Genomic DNA, 20,213 nt, shown 5'->3' with positions numbered 1-20,213 from the left:
GATCAATAAGGGCGGTTGCGTTTATGCGTGACGCCCTGATTTTATGCCCCTGCGTCATTCCATATTTCAGACTGAGCTGTCCAGGCTTATCTCTCCACTTACGCCTATGTCGGCGATAAAGTCCTGATCATGGCTGACCACTAATAAGCTCCCAGTAAAGTCGCGTAGGGCTTGAGCCAACATCAGCCGGGAATCCAGGTCCAGGTGATTGTCCGGTTCATCCAGCAACAACAGAGTATCGCCGGGTTGATGACTGATCGCCAGCATAGCGACTTTCATTTTTTCGCCGCCACTCAAAGTGGCCACTGCCTGATCCGCTCGCTCTCTTCTTAGTCCAATCCCCGCCAATAGCGTGCGCTGATCTGTTTCCGACAGATGAGGGCAGAAATGCGCAAGGTTTTCCTGTGCGGACTTGGCGCTATCCAGCAGGGTGAAATGCTGATCCAGGTAGCACAGGCCAGCGCGCACCTGAATATCTCCTTGAAGGGGCGACAGGCGGCTGGCGATCGCTTTCAGCAAGGTGGACTTACCGCTGCCATTGGCGCCGGACAGGCGGATTTTTTCTCCGAAATCGACAGAGAAGGTGATGTCGTTTTCCTGTTGGATATAAGGCAGGCGCAATTCGGTGATATCCAGAATGCGGGAGACGCGTTTCTCTGTTTTGCCCAGAGACAGGCTCTGCTGTTTGAGCATTTCATGCTGCTTATTCAGCTTGCTAAGCTGGTCCTGCACCTGCGCCATTTGGCGATTCTGGTTACTTTCTCGGGCGCCGCCGGCGCGTTCTGCGTCCTGCTTTTTGCTGTTCAGTAGAACCTTCGCCTGACTGCCCGAACGCGCAACCTGTTTGCCTTGACCAGCTCGCTGTTGGGCTTTCTCACGATTTCTTTGCATGGTTTGGCGCATCTGCTTGATCTGCGTCTTTGCATGGTCGATGCGTCGTTCCTGGCTGGCCAGCTCATTGGCGCGCTGTTCGGCGTAAATATCGTAGGCTCCGCCGTAGTGACGCACGCCGAGGCTGTTCAGTTCCAGAATGTCATCCACGCAACGCAGAATATCGCGATCATGACTGATGATCAGAACGCCGCCGTGGAAGCGCCGCATTTGTTCGATCAACCAGTGTTTGCCCTGTTCATCCAGATGGTTGCCTGGCTCATCGAGAATGAGATAGCCGTAGTCGGATTGGAAAAGCTGATGTAGCGCGAGTCGGGTCAGCTGACCGCCGCTCAGGGCCTGACAAGGCAAAAAGGGGTCTACAGGCAGCCCCAGCGCCAGCAGTTGCTGCTCTAGTTCTTCCCGCAGCAGCCAGCTATCGCCGATCAATTCAAAGTCATGAGGATCGCATCCGCCTGCAGCGACTCGGGAGAGGGCTTCGAGCTTGGCGCGAACGCCTAGAAAGTCGCTGACAGTCTCATATTGCACAAGCTTTTCTTCTGCGCCAATCTGACGCAACCCGCCCACCCGGCAGAAAGTGCTGACCGAACCGGAATAAGGCGTCTTTTCCCCTGTCAGCAGCGCCGCCAGGATGGATTTACCCGCCCCGTTGCGGCCCACCAGACCAGTGATTTTATCGTCCAGGGTAAACGTCAGATCGGAAAACAGGGTGTCGCCGTTATCGAAGCGATAAGTTAAGTTTTGCACGCTGATGCTGGCCATAAAACCTCCTGTAAATGGCGGAAAGAGACGCGCCTTGAGATAACGTCCGGAATAGTTCGCGCGAATGAGGACAGGGCGAAAATGGCGTTGGGCGGCGCGTGGGAAAAACCGGAAGTAGAGTAGCTTAAACCGGTTTTGGTTGCTATAGCTAACTCATTAACAAATATAGATATTTCATTTATAAATGGCGGCTCAGCGTGTCGCCTCTACGACAGGCAAACTGTCGACAAACTGCTCAAAACAGACGATTTTTCCCTGCTTCAATGTCCAAAGATGCATGACCCGGGCGATAAAGTGTTTACCGCTCTGTTTATGGACCCCGGAATAACTTCCATAGGCTGCGACTTTGTCATCCTGCGCGACATAGCCTTCTACGGTGAATTGATAGTTATCCCAATCCGCCGCCAAACGCTTGAATACATTCTCGACGATCGCCTCAGCGCCAATGTAAGTGCCGGCATAAGGAAACCCGGCGGCCTCCGTCCATCTGACATCCACCGCCAGATACAGCAACAAATTACGGCCATTTTCCTCTGAATTCGCGCCTTCATAAGTGCTTTTGATGATATCCAGATTGGTCATAAACCCTCCGCCTGTATTCTGGGTTAATCGGTATAAATTCAAATCAGGGGAGGGAGTTTAAATTGCGTAAAAGATAGGAAAAACCGGGGAATCGTCAATTCACTGTTGCGTAGAGTGAGCAGGTTAACAGGCTGAAATGAGGAGAAGGATTACTTGCTTCTCTCATTTTTGGAACGTCGCGATGCTGCCCTCACGACTTGTCGCCGACAGCGACAAATACCGCGTCGTCGAACCTCCCGTTGAAATACCGGGTTTTGAAATGTCCATGTTCTGGCATGAACGTTCGCACAGAGACCCCGCGCATGAGTGGTTGCGGGGGTACTTCGCCAGGGAAATGGGGAGGACAACAAAACAGTGACGTTTGCAGGCGCAAGAAAAATGGGCGCTTGGCGCCCATTTCGCCAAGTGCTTAATTGCGTTGAGGAAACACGCCGTCTAGCGCAATGCAAAATGGTATGGACAGAAAGGGCTGTTTATTTTCATGTCCTGCCGATGCGCCAGTGACTGCAAGCATCTGGTTGGACATGGTAACCAGCGTGCCCAAAGGAGGCTGCTTGTAGTCTGGCTGGGCGTCACCTCCCTGATACGCAAATAACTGGTTTCCGGGCTCAGGTGTGGTTCCTGCGCTGGTCACCGCGTTTAACGTATGATTATGAGAAGGGATTTGACTGGATGTCAGCTGGATCGTAGAGGCGCCGCCGCTTTGCCCTGGTTGGTAACTACTTAGCCCGACACCTGTCCCCCAGGCGACTGGGGCTCGCCCCTCCAAGTTTGGAAGGCCGAAAGTACTGCTGCCATTTCCTCCGTAAAGAGTGCCAATGACGGCATATAACCCAGGGTTTTGGCTAATCGGATATATTTGTCCGCTGCAGTACGCCCAGTTTGCAGGTGCGAATTGATAGGTGAACATGCGGATTTCGCCGTAAAACGGTTCAGACATGGCTCCTTGCTCCTATGTTTAGTTGCGGGTCGGGTATGTTCCGTTCATGGAAATTATAAAAGCCAGTGCGAGATAGGGCATGATGTTGGAGTGTGCTCCATCTCCGCTGTTGTTGCCGATCGCTTGCGGCGATAAAGTTGTAATGCTTGTCGGGTCTGTCGTCGTTGTATAGAAACTGACGTCTGTGACTCCTGTCACCTGGTTCGACGGACTGACATTCGTCGTCACTGCGTTGTTAGACGCCTGCAGGGCGTGCGTATGAGAAGGGATATTCGCCATGGTCAGCGTCACTGTTTCCGTACCCGTGGCGTTGCCTATTGGTCGAGTGGTCAACCCCGGTCCGGTTCCAGTGTGAATGGGCGCGCGCCCTCGCATGTCCGGTAGCGCAAAACTTACTGTTCCATCTCCTCCGTAGGCTATCCCCAGCAAGCTGAATAGGGCGGACTGCTGAGCAATGGTAAGGACTTGTCCGTTACAAAAGCTCCACTGCACCGGAACAAAAGGTCCTGCGAATATTCTGATTTCACCAAGAAACGATTCTGACATGATGCATCTCCTTTGCTGTGACTAATTACGTGGAGGAAAAACGCCGTCTAGCGCTATGCAGAAGTTAATTGTTAAAGATGGCTGCATATTCGCGTGAGGCGTTGCGCTGCCATTACTTCCGCCATTAAAGCCGACCGCTTGCGAGTTCATCGTTGTCAGATTGTCTGGAGAGCAGTAAATATCTGGCGTTTCAGCCAGTATGCGGTCGTTTTTCGGGCCGCCTTTATCTGCGGGAGAGGATGAGGCGTAAACGGGGTGAATGTGAGCCCCCATGGTGGACTCGGTGATAGTAACCTGCTCTAAACCACCGGCCACACCCACCTGAGAAGAGTAGGACGCGCCGAGGTGAACCGGCGTTCGGCCACGCAGGTCTGGTAGCGCATAGGTGGATGTGCCATTGCCGCCAAAGCGCGTGCCTACGAGCGCAAATAACGCTTGGTTTTGGGTGATTTGTTGGATCTGGCCATTGCACTGCGCCCAGCTTTCAGGCGGAAAGCCAAATCCCATCATGCTTATTTGTCCGAGATACGGAGTCATTGAAGCGTCTCCTTGTTTGATCCATGTACAGCCCCGTTGCGCCGACAGGACGCCAGCCAACAGGGGGTATCGAGAGTACTAAACAGCCGGAATGGTCTGCATTTTAAGTAAATGCGTATCAGCAAGGTTAGTTGACGTTTTTTTAGGCGGCAAGAAAGTCGACGTCCGTCTGTGGAGTACATGTCGCTGCCTATCCTGGTCGTAAGTCGACTTTGTAACCCCTCCTTCGTCATTTGGTAATTTCTTTTTACCGTTCCATTGCGAAATAGCTGGGTGCTCTATACTTGCTCATAATCTGAACACAATAAAAGTCAGGTCGAGATGGTTTGCCGGCGTTCTCAGATGAGACGTCAAATCTCGCTCTCGGGTTGGGAGACAGTGCTTATATCATGGAAAGCCAGGTTCACTTCATCGCAGGCCTGCCTCGGTCAGGGTCTACGCTTCTATCCGGTATTCTCAGACAAAACCCTCGCTTTTACGCCGCCATCAGTAGCCCGGTCTGCGCGTTGATGAACGGATGCCTGGAGCAAATGGGAGCGGAGTCGGAGTTTTACACGCTGTTTGACGCAAACCGGCGCAAGCTGATCTGTCGCGGCATTTTTGACTCGTATTACCAACCGCACTCTGATTTTGCGGTGATTTTCGACACCAATCGCATCTGGCCCTCCCGTCTGCATCAGTTGATAGAGTTGTTCGATGACTTCAAAGTGATCTGTTGCGTGCGCAACCCCGCCTGGGTTATGGACAGCTTCGAAAGGGTCTATCGCGCCAATCCGTTTGATTACAGCCGGATGTTTACGCCGCAGAGTCGACAGACTGTCTATACGCGGTGTGAAGCGCTGGCGGCTGAAAATGGGTCGCTGGGCATGGCGTTGATGGCGCTGAAGGAAGCGTTCTACGGCGAATTTTCGGAACGCTTGCTACTGATCGACTATGACCTGCTGACCCAATACCCGCAAAAGGCGGTCGCTCTGCTGTACCAGTTTATTGGCCAGCGAGAGTTTTCCCATGATTTTGACTGTGTTGAATTCGACGCTGATGAGTTTGACCACGCCATTGGCGTAAAAGGTCTGCACAGGGTGAACAAGAAAGTGGAATTTCGCCCCAGACCCAGCATTTTACCTCCCGATCTCTTCAAGAAATACAGTGAATTGGCGTTTTGGCTTGATACCTCAGGGACCAATGCGAGTTGCATCGCGCCCAAGCAATAGCGGCGTCAGGCGAAGGCTTATGGATTACACAGACATCCGTGATGTCCGATAGCGAGTCAGGCTTATGAGCAGATTTCTGTTGAATGGATTAACCTCCGTCTTTGTTTCACTGGGTCTAAGCAGCGCCTCACATGCCGGCCTGGCGACAGGCGGTGGATATTCCTATCAGGGGGCGCGTAGAGCGGGCGCGGGCGGTTACGCCGGGACGATGTTCGCCTCCCTCGCGACGTTCCCTGGCGCAGAACCGAAGCCTTCAAAGTGGGCGCGCGCGGAGGCCACATCCACAAAAATCGAGCAGCTGGAAATCGCCAACGCAACTGCTATCCGGGAGTTGGTGATCATCGACGCCGCCGTGCCGGAAAAACATCAAATCTATGAAAAGCGGGAGCCAGGCGTGGCGTTTGCGACGTTGCGCGCGGGCGAGGATGGATTGGCGCAGTTGAGAGCGATTTTATCGCGCTATCGCGACCTGCGGGCTCTGCATGTTTTTTCTCATGCCGAAGACGGTGCGTTTTACCTCGGCGACAGCGTGGTGACCAAGGTTACGTTAAGTCGGGAGATCAATACGCTGGCGTCTCTGGATCAGGCCATGCAGGACGGCGCCGACGTCATGTTCTACGGTTGCAATCTGGCGCGCGGCGCAAAAGGCGAAGCGCTGCTGGAGCTGGTGTCCGCCGCCGCTCATGTGGATGTCGCCGCCTCCAATGACCTTACTGGTTCGGAACGGCTTGGCGGCGACTGGGACCTTGAAATCAAAAAAGGCGATATTGACGCCAAACCGCGTTTCGATTCCATCGCCATGGTGGATTTCACTGCCGTATTGCCCTATACCGGCACGCTGGGGCTGGGCAGCGTAACTCCGGGGTACGCCAACGCCAAGAGCTATACGATCGGCGGCACTTCTTACACCATAAAATTCAAATCCGGCGGCAGCGGCTCCAAAGATCTGTACAACTACAGCGCAGGGTATATTTACATCGGCACCAGAGACTCCACGCAAACCTCGTCGAGTGTCTATTTCACCAGTGGAGAAACGTTCTCCCTTAACAGCCTGTACGTCTATCACGGTTTCGGCGCGCCGACCAAAACCATCAGAGTTACCTCCAGCAAAGGAGGAACTCAGGACTCGACTGGCCCGGTGGCGGCCAGCTCAGGGGCCACAATCAATTTTTCCGGCGCACAGTGGACGGACATCACCAGTTTTACGGTGCAATATTCAGACAATGCGAGTCTGGATTGGCTGAAGCTGGATAACATCAGCATCGCCAATCTTCAGAGCAGTATGGACTCTGACGGAACCCTCGTCGCCTCCGCAGTCGTGACGGAGCCGGTCGGCTTGAACTCGACCGTAGATACGACTGGCGAGGCGGTCGATCTGTTTGACTTCACTCTGACGGACGGCGGCGGCGGCGACTCCCTGCCCATGACCGTCAGTCAGATTGTGATTAACGTCTCCGGAACCAGTACGGATACGGAAAGGGATAATATTGTCTGGCGTTTGAATGGAAATGACGCATCCAATGTCACTGGCGTCTATGACGGCGCTTTTGACACCATTACGTTTTCCAGCCTGAGCATTTCCGTTGCGGACAATACTAGCGAAACGTACACCGTCAATGGTTATTACGGTACGCCCTCCGGGTTAACTGAAGATCACACCGTTATCCTCAGTGTGGATGGCGATAGCGATCTGGTCGTGGGATCTTCCGGTACGCAGATGGCGAGCGGGCAAAGCGCCGTCACCAATGGCTCCGGCACAACCTTGGATGTCACTGCTTCCCAGCTGACGTTTTCGACGCAGCCAGCAGGTTCCACCTCTGGCTTGGCGCTGACCACGCAACCGGTAGTGGCGGCGACGGATATTTTCAGTAACGTGGATGTGGATTACGTCAGCGACATCAGTCTGTCGGAATCCAGCAGCGGCATTTTGTCCGGCACAACGACAAAGACGCCCGTCAGTGGCGTAGCCACTTTCACAAATGTGGTCTACACCGCTTCAGCGGACCAGGAAGACTTTGCTTTGACCGCCGCCGCTTCCGGGCTTAGCGATGGGACGTCCAATACCGTCACTTCAGATGTGGTGGCGACCCAGCTGAGATTCTCCACACAGCCGGCGCCGACCAGCATAGATAGCGGCTCTTCCACCAGCTTCACAACGGTTCCGGTGGTGCAGGCGGTGGATGGCTCCAATACGTTGGATGCCGGCTACAGCACGGATATTGTCCTCAGCGTGACGGACCCCAACGATAGCGTATTGGATGGGACCGTCAACAGCATGTCCGGAACCGGCGATGGCGACGGCTCCGGAACCACGGTTACGCTCACACCCAGCAGCGGCTCCGCCACCTTTACCAATCTGGCGTTGCAGTACACCAATGGCGGCGCGACCGATACCATTGCGCTGCAAGCCGCCTCGGGCGGGCTGAGCAGCGCAAACAGCTCGGCCATCACTTCCACCATCAATAACGCACCGGTCATCTCCAATCTAAACGGCGATGCCGTTTCCTGGGCTGGCGTCGGGGGAACCGTGAATCTCGACTCCGGGGGCGACGCCAGCGGCAGCGATACGGAGCTGGATGCGCTCAACGGCGGCAATGGAGACTACTCTGGCGGGACATTGACCGTACAGCGGGTTGGCGGCGCCGTCACCAGCGACCTGTTCGGGTTTGACACCAGCGGCGCTGCGTTTACGGTCAATGGGAGTGACCTGCAATCCTCGGGGCAAAGCTTCGCTTCATTCACCAACGCCAATGGCGTCTTGTCGATCACGTTTAACAGCGCCAGCACTACCGCGACGACGGCGCTGGTGTCGAATGTCATGAGCCGGATCACCTACCGTAATGATACGCCCGGAGGAGACGCTTCGGTCCGCTTCACCTTAAGCGATGGCTCCAAATCCACCACGGCGGACGCCAGTGTGCAGTCCGACAGCATATACATCACCAACACCACCGATACGGCATCTATTGATCAGACCGATGGGGTAAGTTTCAGCGAAGCTATCGCCATCGCCAATGCGGACGCAACGGGGACTCAAACCCTGATTCTCGCCAGCGCCCTGGCGGGGCAGACGATATCCGCCACATCCGCTTCCAGTCTGGCGGAGAGTCTGACTCTGGACCTGGATTCCGCCACCGGCGCGACTATTTCTGGTGGAACGCTGACCCTTGGCGGCGGCGTTACGCTGACAATGAATAACGGCAGCGGCGACACCGGCGCCATCGGAACCCTATTTGCGGGAACCGGCAGCCTGAGCAAGACCGGCGCGGGCGCGCTAACGCTGACAGGAGTTCAGACTTACAGCGGAACCACCACGATCAGCGCAGGCGCGCTCAGCATAGCGTCTGACAGCAATGTGGGAAGCGGGCAGCTGGTGTTGAACGGAGGGACGCTGGCGGTGACCGGGTCGACCACGATCAACAACGCCATCAATATTGCTGCGGACAGTACACTCAGCGTCAGCACTGATATAACAGCGTCCGGTTTGTTTTCCGGCTCTAACACATTGACGAAAACCGGAGCGGCGAAGCTAACTTTGACGAATACCGGTAATGAGGCCTCATACAGTGGCGCGATGACTGTGTCGGCGGGAACGCTGTCGATTTCCAGTGATGAAAATTTATCCAGTGGCGTCATTACCCTGGATAGCGGGACGCTGACTTTGTCTGGCGCAACTTTTACTGTCGATAACTCCATCGTACTCGGCGCCGGAGGCGGCACAGTGGGGGCGGTGAGTGGCGCCAAAGTTCTGTCCGGCGTGATTTCAGGGAGCGGCAGTTTCGGCAAAATCGGCGGTCCCGCATTGACTTTGTCAGGCGCCAATACTTTCTCAGGCGGAGCGTCCGTTAACGGAGTAAACGGCTTGATTATCACAGATAGCTCCAATCTGGGATCAGGGAATGTGACATTAAAACTTAACAGCCTTCTCAGTGTGACAGGGTCGGGCGTCACCATCGCCAATAATCTGACCATGGAAGACAACGCCACGTTGAGCAACGCTAACGATATTACCTGGTCGGGTGTGATCAGCGGCTCTGGAACTCTGAGTAAATCCGGGGCGGGAACGCTGACGCTGTCGGGCTCGCAGACGCAGACTGGCGGGCTAAACATCACCGCAGGAAGCGTCAGCATCGCCGGAGACGGCAACCTCGGGTCTGGGACACTGACGCTGGATGGCGGCTCTCTCATCGTGACCGGGTCCGGGATAACTGTCGACAACGCTCTCAGCCTGGGCGCCAGCAATGGGACGATCAGCCACGCCAACGCGCTAACCTGGTCCGGCGTGATCAGCGGCTCCGGCGGACTGACTAAAACCGGAGCGGGAACGCTGACGCTGAGCGCAACCAATACCAATACCGGCTCCATTGCGCTGTCCGCTGGAACCCTGGATGTCAGCGGCGCTGTTGGAGGCGCAGTCAACGTCGCCAGCGGAACCACCTTGCAGGGCCAGGGCTCCATCAGTGGTCTGGTGACTGTGAACAGCGGCGCTACACTACAAATAGGAAGCTCCCCCGGCGATCTCACCCTGGGCAACGGCCTTACCGTTAACAGCGGCGGCGCGTTGGTGGCGCGCATCAATGGAACCACCGCCGGTTCCGGCTATGACCAATACAATGTCACCGGCGCAGTCACGTTGGGAGGCACGCTCAGCGTTCTCGGCAGTTATTCGGGCAGCGGCGGAGACAGCTTTACGATTATCAGCAATGACGCCAGCGACGCTGTCAGCGGTATTTTCAACGGGCTGTCGGAAGGGGATAAATCCACAACGCTAAATGGCGTTCCGCTGACCGTGAGCTATCTCGGCTCCAGCGGCAACGACGTCACGCTTTCTGTGATCCCGCCAACGGTCACTGACGCCAAGATTTCTATATCCGGCGCCTCAGGAACCAGCGGCGCTTATAAAATCGGCGATACTGTCACCGCCACATGGGACGATACTGGCTCCGGCGACAATAATGGCGATATCACTGGCGTAAACGTTAATTTCTCCGCATTCGGCGGCGGCTCTTCCGTCGCCGCCAGCAATTCGGCGAATACCTGGACCGCGACGTATATCATCACGGCAGGCGCCGTTGATGGAACCAATTTGAATGTCTCCGTCACAGCGACGGACTCGGACGGCGTCAGCAAGACCACGGCGGATACCACCAATGCGACCGTGGATAATATTGCGCCGACGGTGACCTCCGGCAATATTTCCCTGTCAGGCGGCTCTGGAACCAGCGGGGCGTACAAGACTGGCGATATCGTCACCGCCACTTGGAACAATACGACGGGTGGCGAGAATAACAGCGATACTATCAGTGGCGTGAGCGTTGACTTCTCCGCCTTTGGCGGCTCTTCCGTCGCCGCCAGCAATAGCTCCGACACCTGGACGGCCACCTATACCATTCTTGCCGGCGCGGTCGACAGTACCAATCTCAACGTATCGGTGACGGCGACAGACAACGCGGGCAACACTAAAACTACATCAGGGTCGGATAATGTCACCGTGGACAACATCGCGCCGACACTGACCGACGCCAAGGTCTCAATCTCGGGCTCCAGCGGAATCAGCGGCGCCTACATAATCGGCGACATTGTCACCGCCACTTGGGATGACACCGCCGCCACCGGCGACAATAACAGCGACACGATCAGCGCCGTAAGCGTCAACTTCACCGCTTTCGGAGGCGGCGCAGCGGTCAGCGCCTCCAACAGCAGCGACACCTGGACGGCGAGCTACACGCTGGTTGCCGGCGCCATCGACAGCAGTAATCTGAATATCTCAGTGACCGCCACTGACAATGCCGGCAACACCGCCCTGGTAGCGGACACCAGCAATGCGACCGTGGATACCCAGGCGCCGACGGTTTCCTCCGTCACCTCTTCAACCGCCAATGGGTCTTATAAAGCGGGCGATGCCGTATCTATCCAGATCTTGTTCGACCAATCCGTGATCGTCTCCGGCGCGCCGCAATTACAGCTGGAAACCGGCGCAACGGATCGAAACGTCAGTTACGCCTCCGGTTCTGGCGGCGCCACGCTGAATTTCGCCTATACAGTGCAGTCCGGCGATACCAGCGCGGATCTGGATTACACCGGAACCGGCGCGCTCGGCTTGAATGGCGGGACGATCGTCGATGATGCAGGCAACGCAGCGACCCTGACCCTGGCCGCCCCGGGCGCGGCCAATTCCCTGGGCGCCAATAAGGCGTTGGTGATAGACACCACCGCGCCCAGCTTGAGCCTGATTACGCCCGTCACGACCCCCACCAGCGACAATACGCCCGATATCACCTTCAGTACGGATGAAGCGGGCGCACTCAGTCTGGGCGGCAGTTGCGGAACCAGCAGTTCCACCACAATCAGCAGCACTGGCAATCACAGCATTACGCTGACCCAGACCGACAACAGCAGCGCATTGGGAGATGGGACCTATAGCGACTGTACGGTCACAGTCACTGACGCGGTCGGCAACGCCAGCACGGCTTTGGCGATTACGGCGTTCACGGTCGACACCACCGCGCCCAGCGGGCACAGCGTCAGCCTTGATGACAGCACTGTCAACGCCAGCGAAGCCGCCAGCCAAAGCTTCACCTTCGCCAGTGCGGAAGTGGGCGCGAGCTATAGCTACAGCATCAGCAGCTCCGGCGGCGGAACAGCGGTGACCGGAAGTGGAACCATCGCCAGCGCCAGCCAGCAGGTGACCGGGCTCAACCTGTCTGGACTGAACGATGGGACATTAACCCTGTCCGTGACCTTGACCGATCCCGCCGGCAACGCCGCTACAGCGGTCACGGACACGGCGACAATGGATAAAACTGCGCCAACGGGGCATAGCGTGAGCTTTGACGACGGCGTGATCAGCGCCACTGAAGCAACCAGCCAAAGTTTTACCTTCGCCAGCGCGGAGGTGGGCGCCAGTTACAGCTATAGCATCAGCAGCTCCGGCGGCGGAACGGCGGTGACTGGCTCCGGCTCGGTGACCGGCGCCAATCAGCAAATCGCCAGTCTGGATCTGTCTGGTTTGAACGACGGAACGCTCACGCTGTCAGTGACCCTGACCGATACCGCCGGCAACGCCGCCATGGCGGTCACAGATACGGCGACGCTGGATAAAACCGCGCCCAGCGGCCACAGCGTGAGTTTTGACGACAGCACGATCAGTTCCACTGAAGCGACCAGTCAAAGTTTTACCTTCGCCAGCGCGGAGGTGGGCGCCAGTTACAGCTATAGCATCAGCAGCTCCGGCGGCGGAACGGCGGTGACAGGCTCCGGTTCGGTGACCGGCGCCAGTCAGCAAATCGCCAGTCTGGATCTGTCTGGTTTGAACGACGGAACGCTCACGCTGTCGGTGACACTGACCGATACCGCCGGCAATGCGGCCACGGCGGTCACAGATACGGCGACGCTGGATAAAACCGCGCCCAGCGGCCACAGCGTGAGTTTTGACGACAGTACGATCAATGCGACGGAAGCAGCGAGTCAAAGCTTCACCTTCGCCAGCGCGGAAGTGGGGGCCAGTTATAGTTACTCCATTTCCTCCAGCGGGGGCGGAACCTCGGTGACTGGTTCTGGAACAGTGAGCAGCGCAGGGCAGCAGCACACAGATATAAATGTATCAGGTCTCAATGATGGAACGTTGACCCTGTCCGTGACCTTGACCGATCCCGCCGGCAACGCCGCTACAGCGGTCACGAACACCTCCACGCTGGATAAATCGGCTCCGACGGGGCACAGCGTGAGCTTTGACGATAGCGTGATTAACGCCAGTGAAGCCGCGAGCCAAAGTTTTACTTTCGCCAGCGCGGAGGTAGGGGCGAGCTACAGCTATAGCATCAGCAGCGCGGGAGGAGGAACGCCCGTCACAGGATCTGGATCAATCAGCAGCGCCAGCCAACAGATTTCCGGTATTAACCTCAGCGGGCTGTCCGACGGAACTCTGACTCTGTCCGTCACTCTTACTGACGCTGCCGGCAACGCCGCCACGGCGGTCACCAATACGGCGTCTCTGGACCAGACTGCGCCCAGCGGACAGAGTGTAAGCTTTGACGATAGCGTTATTAACGCCAGCGAAGCCAGCAGCCAAAGCATTACTTTCGCCAGCGCGGAAGTAGGGGCGAGCTTCAGCTACAGTGTTTCTTCCAGCGGCGGCGGAACCCCTGTTACCGGTAGCGGTACCGTGACCAGCGCCGGTCAACAGGTTTCCAGTCTAAACCTGTCCGGCTTGAACGATGGAACGCTCACGCTGTCAGTGACCCTGACCGACACGGCCGGCAATGCCGCCAGCGCGGTCACCAATACAGCGACTCTGGACCAGACCGCGCCCAGCGGACATAGCGTCAGCTTTGACGACAGTACGATTAACGCCAGCGAAGCCAGCAGCCAAAGCTTTACTTTCGCCAGTGCGGAGGTGGGCGCGAGCTATAGCTACAGCATCAGCAGCTCCGGCGGCGGAACGGCGGTGAACGGGAGCGGAACCATCGCCAGCGCCAGCCAGCAAATCGCCAGTCTGGATCTGAGCGGTCTTGCCGATGGAACCCTGACCCTGTCCGTCACTTTGACGGATACCGCCGGCAACGCCGCAACGGCTGTCACTAATACCGCTGCGCTGGATGCAACGACCCCCAGCGGGCACAGCGTCAGTTTTGACGATGGGACAATAAACGCCACGGAGGCCGCCAGTCAGAGTTTCACTTTCGCCAGCGCGGAGGCGGGCGCGACATTCAGCTATAGCATCGCCAGCTCTGGCGGCGGTGCCAATGTCACAGGAAGCGGCTCCATCACCAGCGCGGCGCAACAGGTGACCGGTGTAAATGTGAGTGGACTCTCCGACGGGACATTGACCCTGTCTGTGGTGGTCACTGACGCCAGCGGCAACGCCGCTACCGCCGTAACCGCCAACGCTACGCTGGATGCGACAGCCCCGACCCTGGCGGAAACCACCGCCGTGGTGACGCCGACCTCCGACACGACACCGAATGCAGGTTTCTCCACTACCGAAGCCGGCGCCCTGGCGGTAGGCGGCAGTTGCGGCAGCGCAGCGGAAGGCGCTGCGCCTTCGGGAACGCAGACGATCACTTTGACGGGAACGGATAACAGCAGCGCTCTGGCGGATGGAACCTATTCCGACTGTACGTTGACGGTGACCGACGCCGCAGGCAACGCCAGTTCGGCGCTGACCTTAACCAGCTTCACCGTTGACTCCACCGCGCCCTCCGGGTTCTCGGTAGCCTTCAGCGACACGATAATCAACGCCAGCGAAGCCAGCGCGAGCGCCTTCGCATTCACTTCCGGTGAAACCGGCGCAGACTATAACTACAGCGTGACCTCCAGTGGCGGCGGAACCGCCGTGACTGGATCTGGAACCCTGAGCAGCGCAAGCCAGAGCATCGCTCTCGCCAGCCTGTCCGGGCTGAGCGATGGCGCGTTGACGCTGTCCGTGACGCTGACGGACGTCACCGGTAATGTCAGCGCAGCACAGACCGCCGCCGCCACGCTGGACACCACTGCGCCGGCGCCGAGTCTCAGCAGCACGGCCTCTGCCCCCACCAATGCGGCGTTCACCGTCGCCATCAGCTTTGGCGAGACCGTCAGCGGCTTCGTTGTCAGCGATATTGTCGCCGGCAACGCCAGCCTGAGCGGTTTCACTGACAATGGCGGCGGCAGTTACAGCGTGACGGCGACGCCATCCGCAGATGGAGCCGTCACGCTGGACATTTCCGCCAGCGTGGCCCAGGACACGGCCGGCAACAATAATGCGGCGGCGACCCAGTTCAGCATCGTCTACGACGGCACAGCGCCGACGCCGGTGATCAGCTCTTCCGCCAGTAATCCGACAAACGCAGCGTTCACCGCCGCCATTGCATTCGGCGAAAGCGTGAGTGGATTTGCGGTTAGCGATATCGTCGCCAGCAACGCGAGTTTGAGTGGGTTTACTGATAACAGCAGCGGTAACTACAGCGTCACCGTTACACCGACCGCGGATGGTTCCGTCACCCTGGATATCGCCGCCAGCGCGGCCCAGGATAACGCTGGCAACAATAGCGCGGCGGCGACTCAGTTCAGCCTCAGTTACGATGGCAGCGGACCCACACTGGCCAGCTCAACGCCGGCCAACGGCGCCGTGGACGTGGAATATAACGCGACCCTGTCCCTGACCTTCGACGAGGAGGTTGCCATTGGCGGCGGTTCTGCGACACAGATCAGCCTCTATCGCTCCGCCGACGATGAGCTGGTGGAGGCGATTGAAGTCAGCTCTGCTCAGGTGGTGATCAGCGGCGCCACAGTCACCGTTGACCCGACCGATAATTTCACGCCAAACCAGGGCTACTATGTACGTATTGGCGCGGAAGCATTGACTGATACTCTGGGCAACGCCTACGCCGGTTTGACCAGCGGACTCTCTTTCACTGTAGGCAATCATGTCCCGGAAGCAGCGGCGGATACGGCGACGACGGATGAAGATGTCGCCGTTTCCATTAAGGTGCTGGATAACGACAGCGATTTGGACAGCCAGCTCAACCCGGCCAGTGTCCTGGTGACGGTGGCGTCGGAACATGGCTCAGTCAGCGTGAATACCGGCTCTGGCGTAATTACCTATGAGCCCGATGCTGACTATAACGGCGCCGACAGCTTCAGTTATACCGTTGAGGATGTGCATGGCGGGATTTCGTCTGCAGCCCTGGTGTCCATTACCGTGGAGGCGGTCAATGACGCGCCTGTGGCGGTGGCGGATGTGTCTTCCACCAACGAAGATACCCTGGTGACTATTGATGTCGCCGCCAATGACACCGATATTGATGACGCGGTGGATGCGAGTACGCTGGCCCTCGTCGCCACACCGTCTCACGGCGCAGCGGTACTGAACGCAGGTAAGATCGACTACACGCCGGCCGCTGACTTCAACGGCAGTGACAGCTTCACCTACACAGTAAAAGATGAGTCGGGAGCCTTGTCCAATGTGGCGACAGTGATCGTCAATGTTGTTGGCGTGAATGACGTGCCGAGTGCAGCCAATGACAGCGTGACGACGGATGAGGATACCGCCGTCGACATTGCTGTGCTGGATAATGACGTAGATGTAGATGGTTCGCTACAAGCGTCGACGGTCACCATTATTGCGACCGCTAGCCATGGCTCCGTCAGCGTCAATACCAGCACCGGCGTGATTCAGTATGAGCCGACAGCGAACTTCAATGGCTCAGACAGCTTCACTTATATCGTAAAAGATAATGAGGGAGCCGCCTCCAATATCGCGACTGTCGCTATTACCGTTAACAGCGTCAACGACGCGCCAGTGGCGGTGGATGACGCGGCGATGTTGCTGGAAGACAGCGCACATACCATCAATGTATTGGGCAATGACAGCGATGTGGATGGTGCGTTGCAGCCTGCGACGGTTGAAATCGTGGACGCGCCTTTATACGGGAGCGTCAGCATCAACGCCAGCACGGGCGCTATCAGCTACACGCCATCCACTGACTTCAGCGGCATTGATCAGTTCACTTATCGGGTGCAGGACGAAAGCGGCGCATGGTCCAACAGCGCTGTGGTTGCGTTGACGATTGAAGCGCTGAACGACGCGCCACTCGCCAATAACGACAGCGCAACCACCAATGAAGACATCGCCGTAGTGATCGAGGTGCTGGATAATGACCAGGACGTGGACGGCGTACTGGACGCCTCCGCTATCAGTATCGAAAGCGCGCCCGGCATGGGGGCGGTGACGGATAACGGCGACGGCACGTTGACCTACACCCCTGACGCCAATGTGTTTGGCGTCGACAGCTTTGAGTACAGCGTGAAAGATGACGCGGGCGATAGCTCCAACACCGCGACGGTGATGATCGCGATTGCGCCGGTCAACGACGCGCCGATGATCAGTGGAAGCCCGACAACATCTATTTTGGAAGGGCAGGCCTACAGCTTCACGCCGACGCTGGTTGATGTAGACAGCGGCGCACTGACGGTGACCGCGACGAACCGGCCGAGCTGGCTGAGTTTGAACGCGGCGACGGGCGCCTTGACTGGAACGCCCGCCGTCGGCGGCGCCGGCGTCTACAGCGGCATTGTCCTGAGCGTCAGTGATGGCCAAGCCTCTGCGTCTCTGGCGGCGTTCAGCATCACCGTCATTGGCGACAACGATACAGACGGCGTCGCCAACGATGTCGATACGGACGACGACAACGACGGCATGAGCGACAGCTTCGAGTTGCTATATGGCTTTAATCCCTTCGACAGCAACGATGCGGCTGGAGACCTGGATGGAGACACCATCAGCAACTATCAGGAATTCGTGGACAATACGAATCCGAACGACGCCAACGACTATGTCGATACTACGCCGCCGGTCGTAGTCGCGCCGGAAGACATCACGATTGACGCAATTGCGCTGTATACACCGGTCACTTTGAGACAGATGTTGGGCCTGGCGTCCAATGCGTCTGACTCTGACGTAGAAGCCATGCTTGCGGTATTGGCGACGGATAATGTGGATGGCGACAATTGCTGCAGCGTGCGGGCGCAGGGGCTGTTGAACAATACGGTGTTGCTGCCGCCGGGACGCAATCTCATCACCTATCGCGGCGTGGACCGTAAAGGCAACGCGGCGACCGCCATGCAGGTCATCAATATCCGGCCGCTGGTGTCGGTGAATAAAGATCAGATCAGCGTGGAAGGCGCGACCGTACAGTTCAGGGTCATTCTGAACGGACAGTCGCCGTTCTATCCGCTGACGGTTCCTTACGTCATCGATAGTCTGAGCACCGCCTCTTCCAGCGATCACAATCTCGTCGACGGCAGCGTTACCTTCACCAAATCCGGCAATATCGGGCAGACGGAGGTCAGCGTCAGCATTGCGCTAACCGCCGACAGCATTACGGAAAACGATGAGCGCCTGATTATCCGTCTGGATGACCGCACCACTAATGCGGAAGATCTGGCGGGGGGTTACGATCCGACCAATATCTATGACATCAACGCCGGCGCGAAAATCAGGCATGTCATCACCATTGTTGAACGCAATGTGGCCCCTGACGTCACGCTGCGCTTGCGTCAAAACGGTGTAGACGCCATTCAGGTCACCCCTGACGGAGGGCTGGTAACGGTTGTTGCGACAGTCACTGATCCGAACCCTGGCGACACGCACACCTACAACTGGAGCGCCACGGACAATGCCCTGGTGGATACGGATGGCAATACCGGCAATGCTCAACTGGTATTCAGTCCAGTCAGTCTCGCCAGTGGTCGCTATAAAGTGCAACTGACCGTCGCGGACGCCAGCAACGCTACCGATGAAGCCAGGTTGTATTTCCGGGTGGTGGCGGCGTTGCCCACGCTTGACCCGACCGTAGATTCAGACGGCGATGGCGTGAACGATGCGGAAGAGGGCGTTGCTGACGGCGATGACGATGGCATACCGGATTATCTGGATAACATCACCGCCACCAACGTACTGCCGGAAGTGGCGTCGGAAACCAGCTCCTATCTGGTGGAATGTGATCCTGGCGTGCGTTGCAGGCTGGGACAGTTCGCCATCCTGGGCGCCAATGGCGGCGCGCGTCTGGAGCCGGAGGAATTGCCGTCGCTGCCAGACATCAACACGGACGATTTGTTTGAGCCCCAGGGCGGCGTGTTCGACTTCGAAGTGCATGAGTTGGCCACACTGGGACAAAGCGTTCGCGTTGTGTTGCCGCAAGACCAGCCGCTGCCGGCCAACGGCGTCTATCGGAAGTTCCAGAACAATAACTGGACGACATTTGTGGTTGACGCCAACAACGAGCTGCACTCCGCGCCGGGTAATCCGGGGTATTGTCCGCCTCCGGGAGACGACAGTTGGGAGACTGGGCTGATCAGCGGATATTACTGTCTGCAATTGACCATTGAAGATGGCGGCCCCAACGATGCGGACGGATTGGTTAACGCCGCGGTGGAAGATCCTGGCGTGGTGGCGGTGGACAAGCGGACGCCTTCCGACATTGATAGCGAGGGAGGCGGCTCCGGCGGAGGCGCTATCAACTGGACGCTATTGTTAGCCTTGCTGGGGCTAAGCATTCTGTCCCGGCGCTGTTTGCCATTGCGCGCGTCAGTCCTGGCGGTGTTTCTGGTGGTCAGCCTGGGCGCGCCTGACGCCTCCCAGGCGGCGGACTGGGAGACCATGAAAGCGCGCTTGCAGGAGCGCGGATATCTTGAGTTCGGCGCTTATCACGTCAGCGGCTCCCAGGAAGCAGGGGAGTTCAAGCGCGGCCTGGAAAACGAAGACGTCACGGTAAGCATCAACAACTATGACGTCTCCCGCTATGGCTACCAGTTTCTCGCTGGCTATCGCTATCACGAGCATATGGCCGCGGAAATCGGCTTCCTCGACCTGGGGAACGTCAAAGTCAGCATGAGCGCCAGCGCACTGACCCCAGGCGCCTTGGAAGACGCCGTGGAAAAAAACTATCCCGTCAGCGGCTCCGGCTGGACCCTCTCCAACCGCTTCTTCTGGCCCGTGCGCGAAAAAATCACCCTTTCGGCGGAAGTCGGACTGTTCCTCTGGGAAGGCGACATCCAACTCAGCGGCGCCGACATCAATCCCGACCTCAAAGGCGACACCGACCCACTACTGGGCCTGGGCCTAAACTACCGCCTCCACAAAAACATCGACGCCTCCGTACGCCTGAAACGCGCGTTCTTCGATGGCCAACATGCGGATTTGATGGGAGTGGGAGTGATTTGGCGGTTTAAGGGGTATTGATTTTTGTGTGGAGATATCTAGT

At 57.5% G+C, this 20,213-nt stretch carries 7 protein-coding genes; 2 read left to right on the top strand and 5 right to left on the bottom strand.

What is annotated here, in order from left to right:
* Positions 1 to 66 precede the first annotated feature (66 nt).
* The 5 genes from EUZ85_RS18860 to EUZ85_RS18835 all read right to left on the bottom strand — a co-directional run bounded on the left by EUZ85_RS18860 (position 67) and on the right by EUZ85_RS18835 (position 4,258).
* Positions 67 to 1,653 carry an ABC-F family ATP-binding cassette domain-containing protein gene (locus tag EUZ85_RS18860; RefSeq protein WP_127970845.1) on the bottom strand — a complete coding sequence of 529 codons (1,587 nt, stop codon included), beginning with the start codon at positions 1,651 to 1,653 and terminating at the stop codon, positions 67 to 69.
* A 192-nt stretch (positions 1,654 to 1,845) separates the two neighbouring features.
* On the bottom strand, positions 1,846 to 2,235 hold the full coding sequence (locus tag EUZ85_RS18855; RefSeq protein ID WP_127970843.1) for a nuclear transport factor 2 family protein: 390 nt from the start codon (positions 2,233 to 2,235) through the stop codon (positions 1,846 to 1,848).
* A 409-nt stretch (positions 2,236 to 2,644) separates the two neighbouring features.
* On the bottom strand, positions 2,645 to 3,175 hold the full coding sequence (locus EUZ85_RS18845; protein ID WP_127970839.1) for a phage tail protein: 531 nt from the start codon (positions 3,173 to 3,175) through the stop codon (positions 2,645 to 2,647).
* Positions 3,176 to 3,193: 18 nt separating this feature from the next.
* Positions 3,194 to 3,721, bottom strand: a complete 528-nt coding sequence (locus EUZ85_RS18840; protein ID WP_127970837.1) for a phage tail protein — start codon at positions 3,719 to 3,721, stop codon at positions 3,194 to 3,196.
* Positions 3,722 to 3,742: 21 nt separating this feature from the next.
* Positions 3,743 to 4,258 carry a phage tail protein gene (locus EUZ85_RS18835; RefSeq protein WP_127970835.1) on the bottom strand — a complete coding sequence of 172 codons (516 nt, stop codon included), beginning with the start codon at positions 4,256 to 4,258 and terminating at the stop codon, positions 3,743 to 3,745.
* 389 nt (positions 4,259 to 4,647) lie between these two features.
* Here EUZ85_RS18835 and EUZ85_RS18830 point away from each other — a divergent pair, with 389 nt between their 5' ends.
* Both EUZ85_RS18830 and EUZ85_RS18825 read left to right on the top strand, forming a co-directional pair.
* Entirely contained in the window at positions 4,648 to 5,469 is an 822-nt protein-coding gene (locus tag EUZ85_RS18830) for a sulfotransferase (RefSeq protein WP_127970833.1), read from the top strand.
* Positions 5,470 to 5,533: 64 nt separating this feature from the next.
* Positions 5,534 to 20,191, top strand: coding sequence for a tandem-95 repeat protein (locus EUZ85_RS18825; protein WP_127970831.1), 14,658 nt, complete (start codon positions 5,534 to 5,536; stop codon positions 20,189 to 20,191).
* The last annotated feature ends 22 nt before the right edge of the window (positions 20,192 to 20,213 follow it).

The sequence above is a fragment of the Hahella sp. KA22 genome (genome assembly GCF_004135205.1).
Lineage (GTDB): Bacteria > Pseudomonadota > Gammaproteobacteria > Pseudomonadales > Oleiphilaceae > Hahella.
The sequence above is the reverse complement of the archived record's forward strand: the minus strand, read 5'-3'. Positions and strand labels throughout refer to the sequence as shown.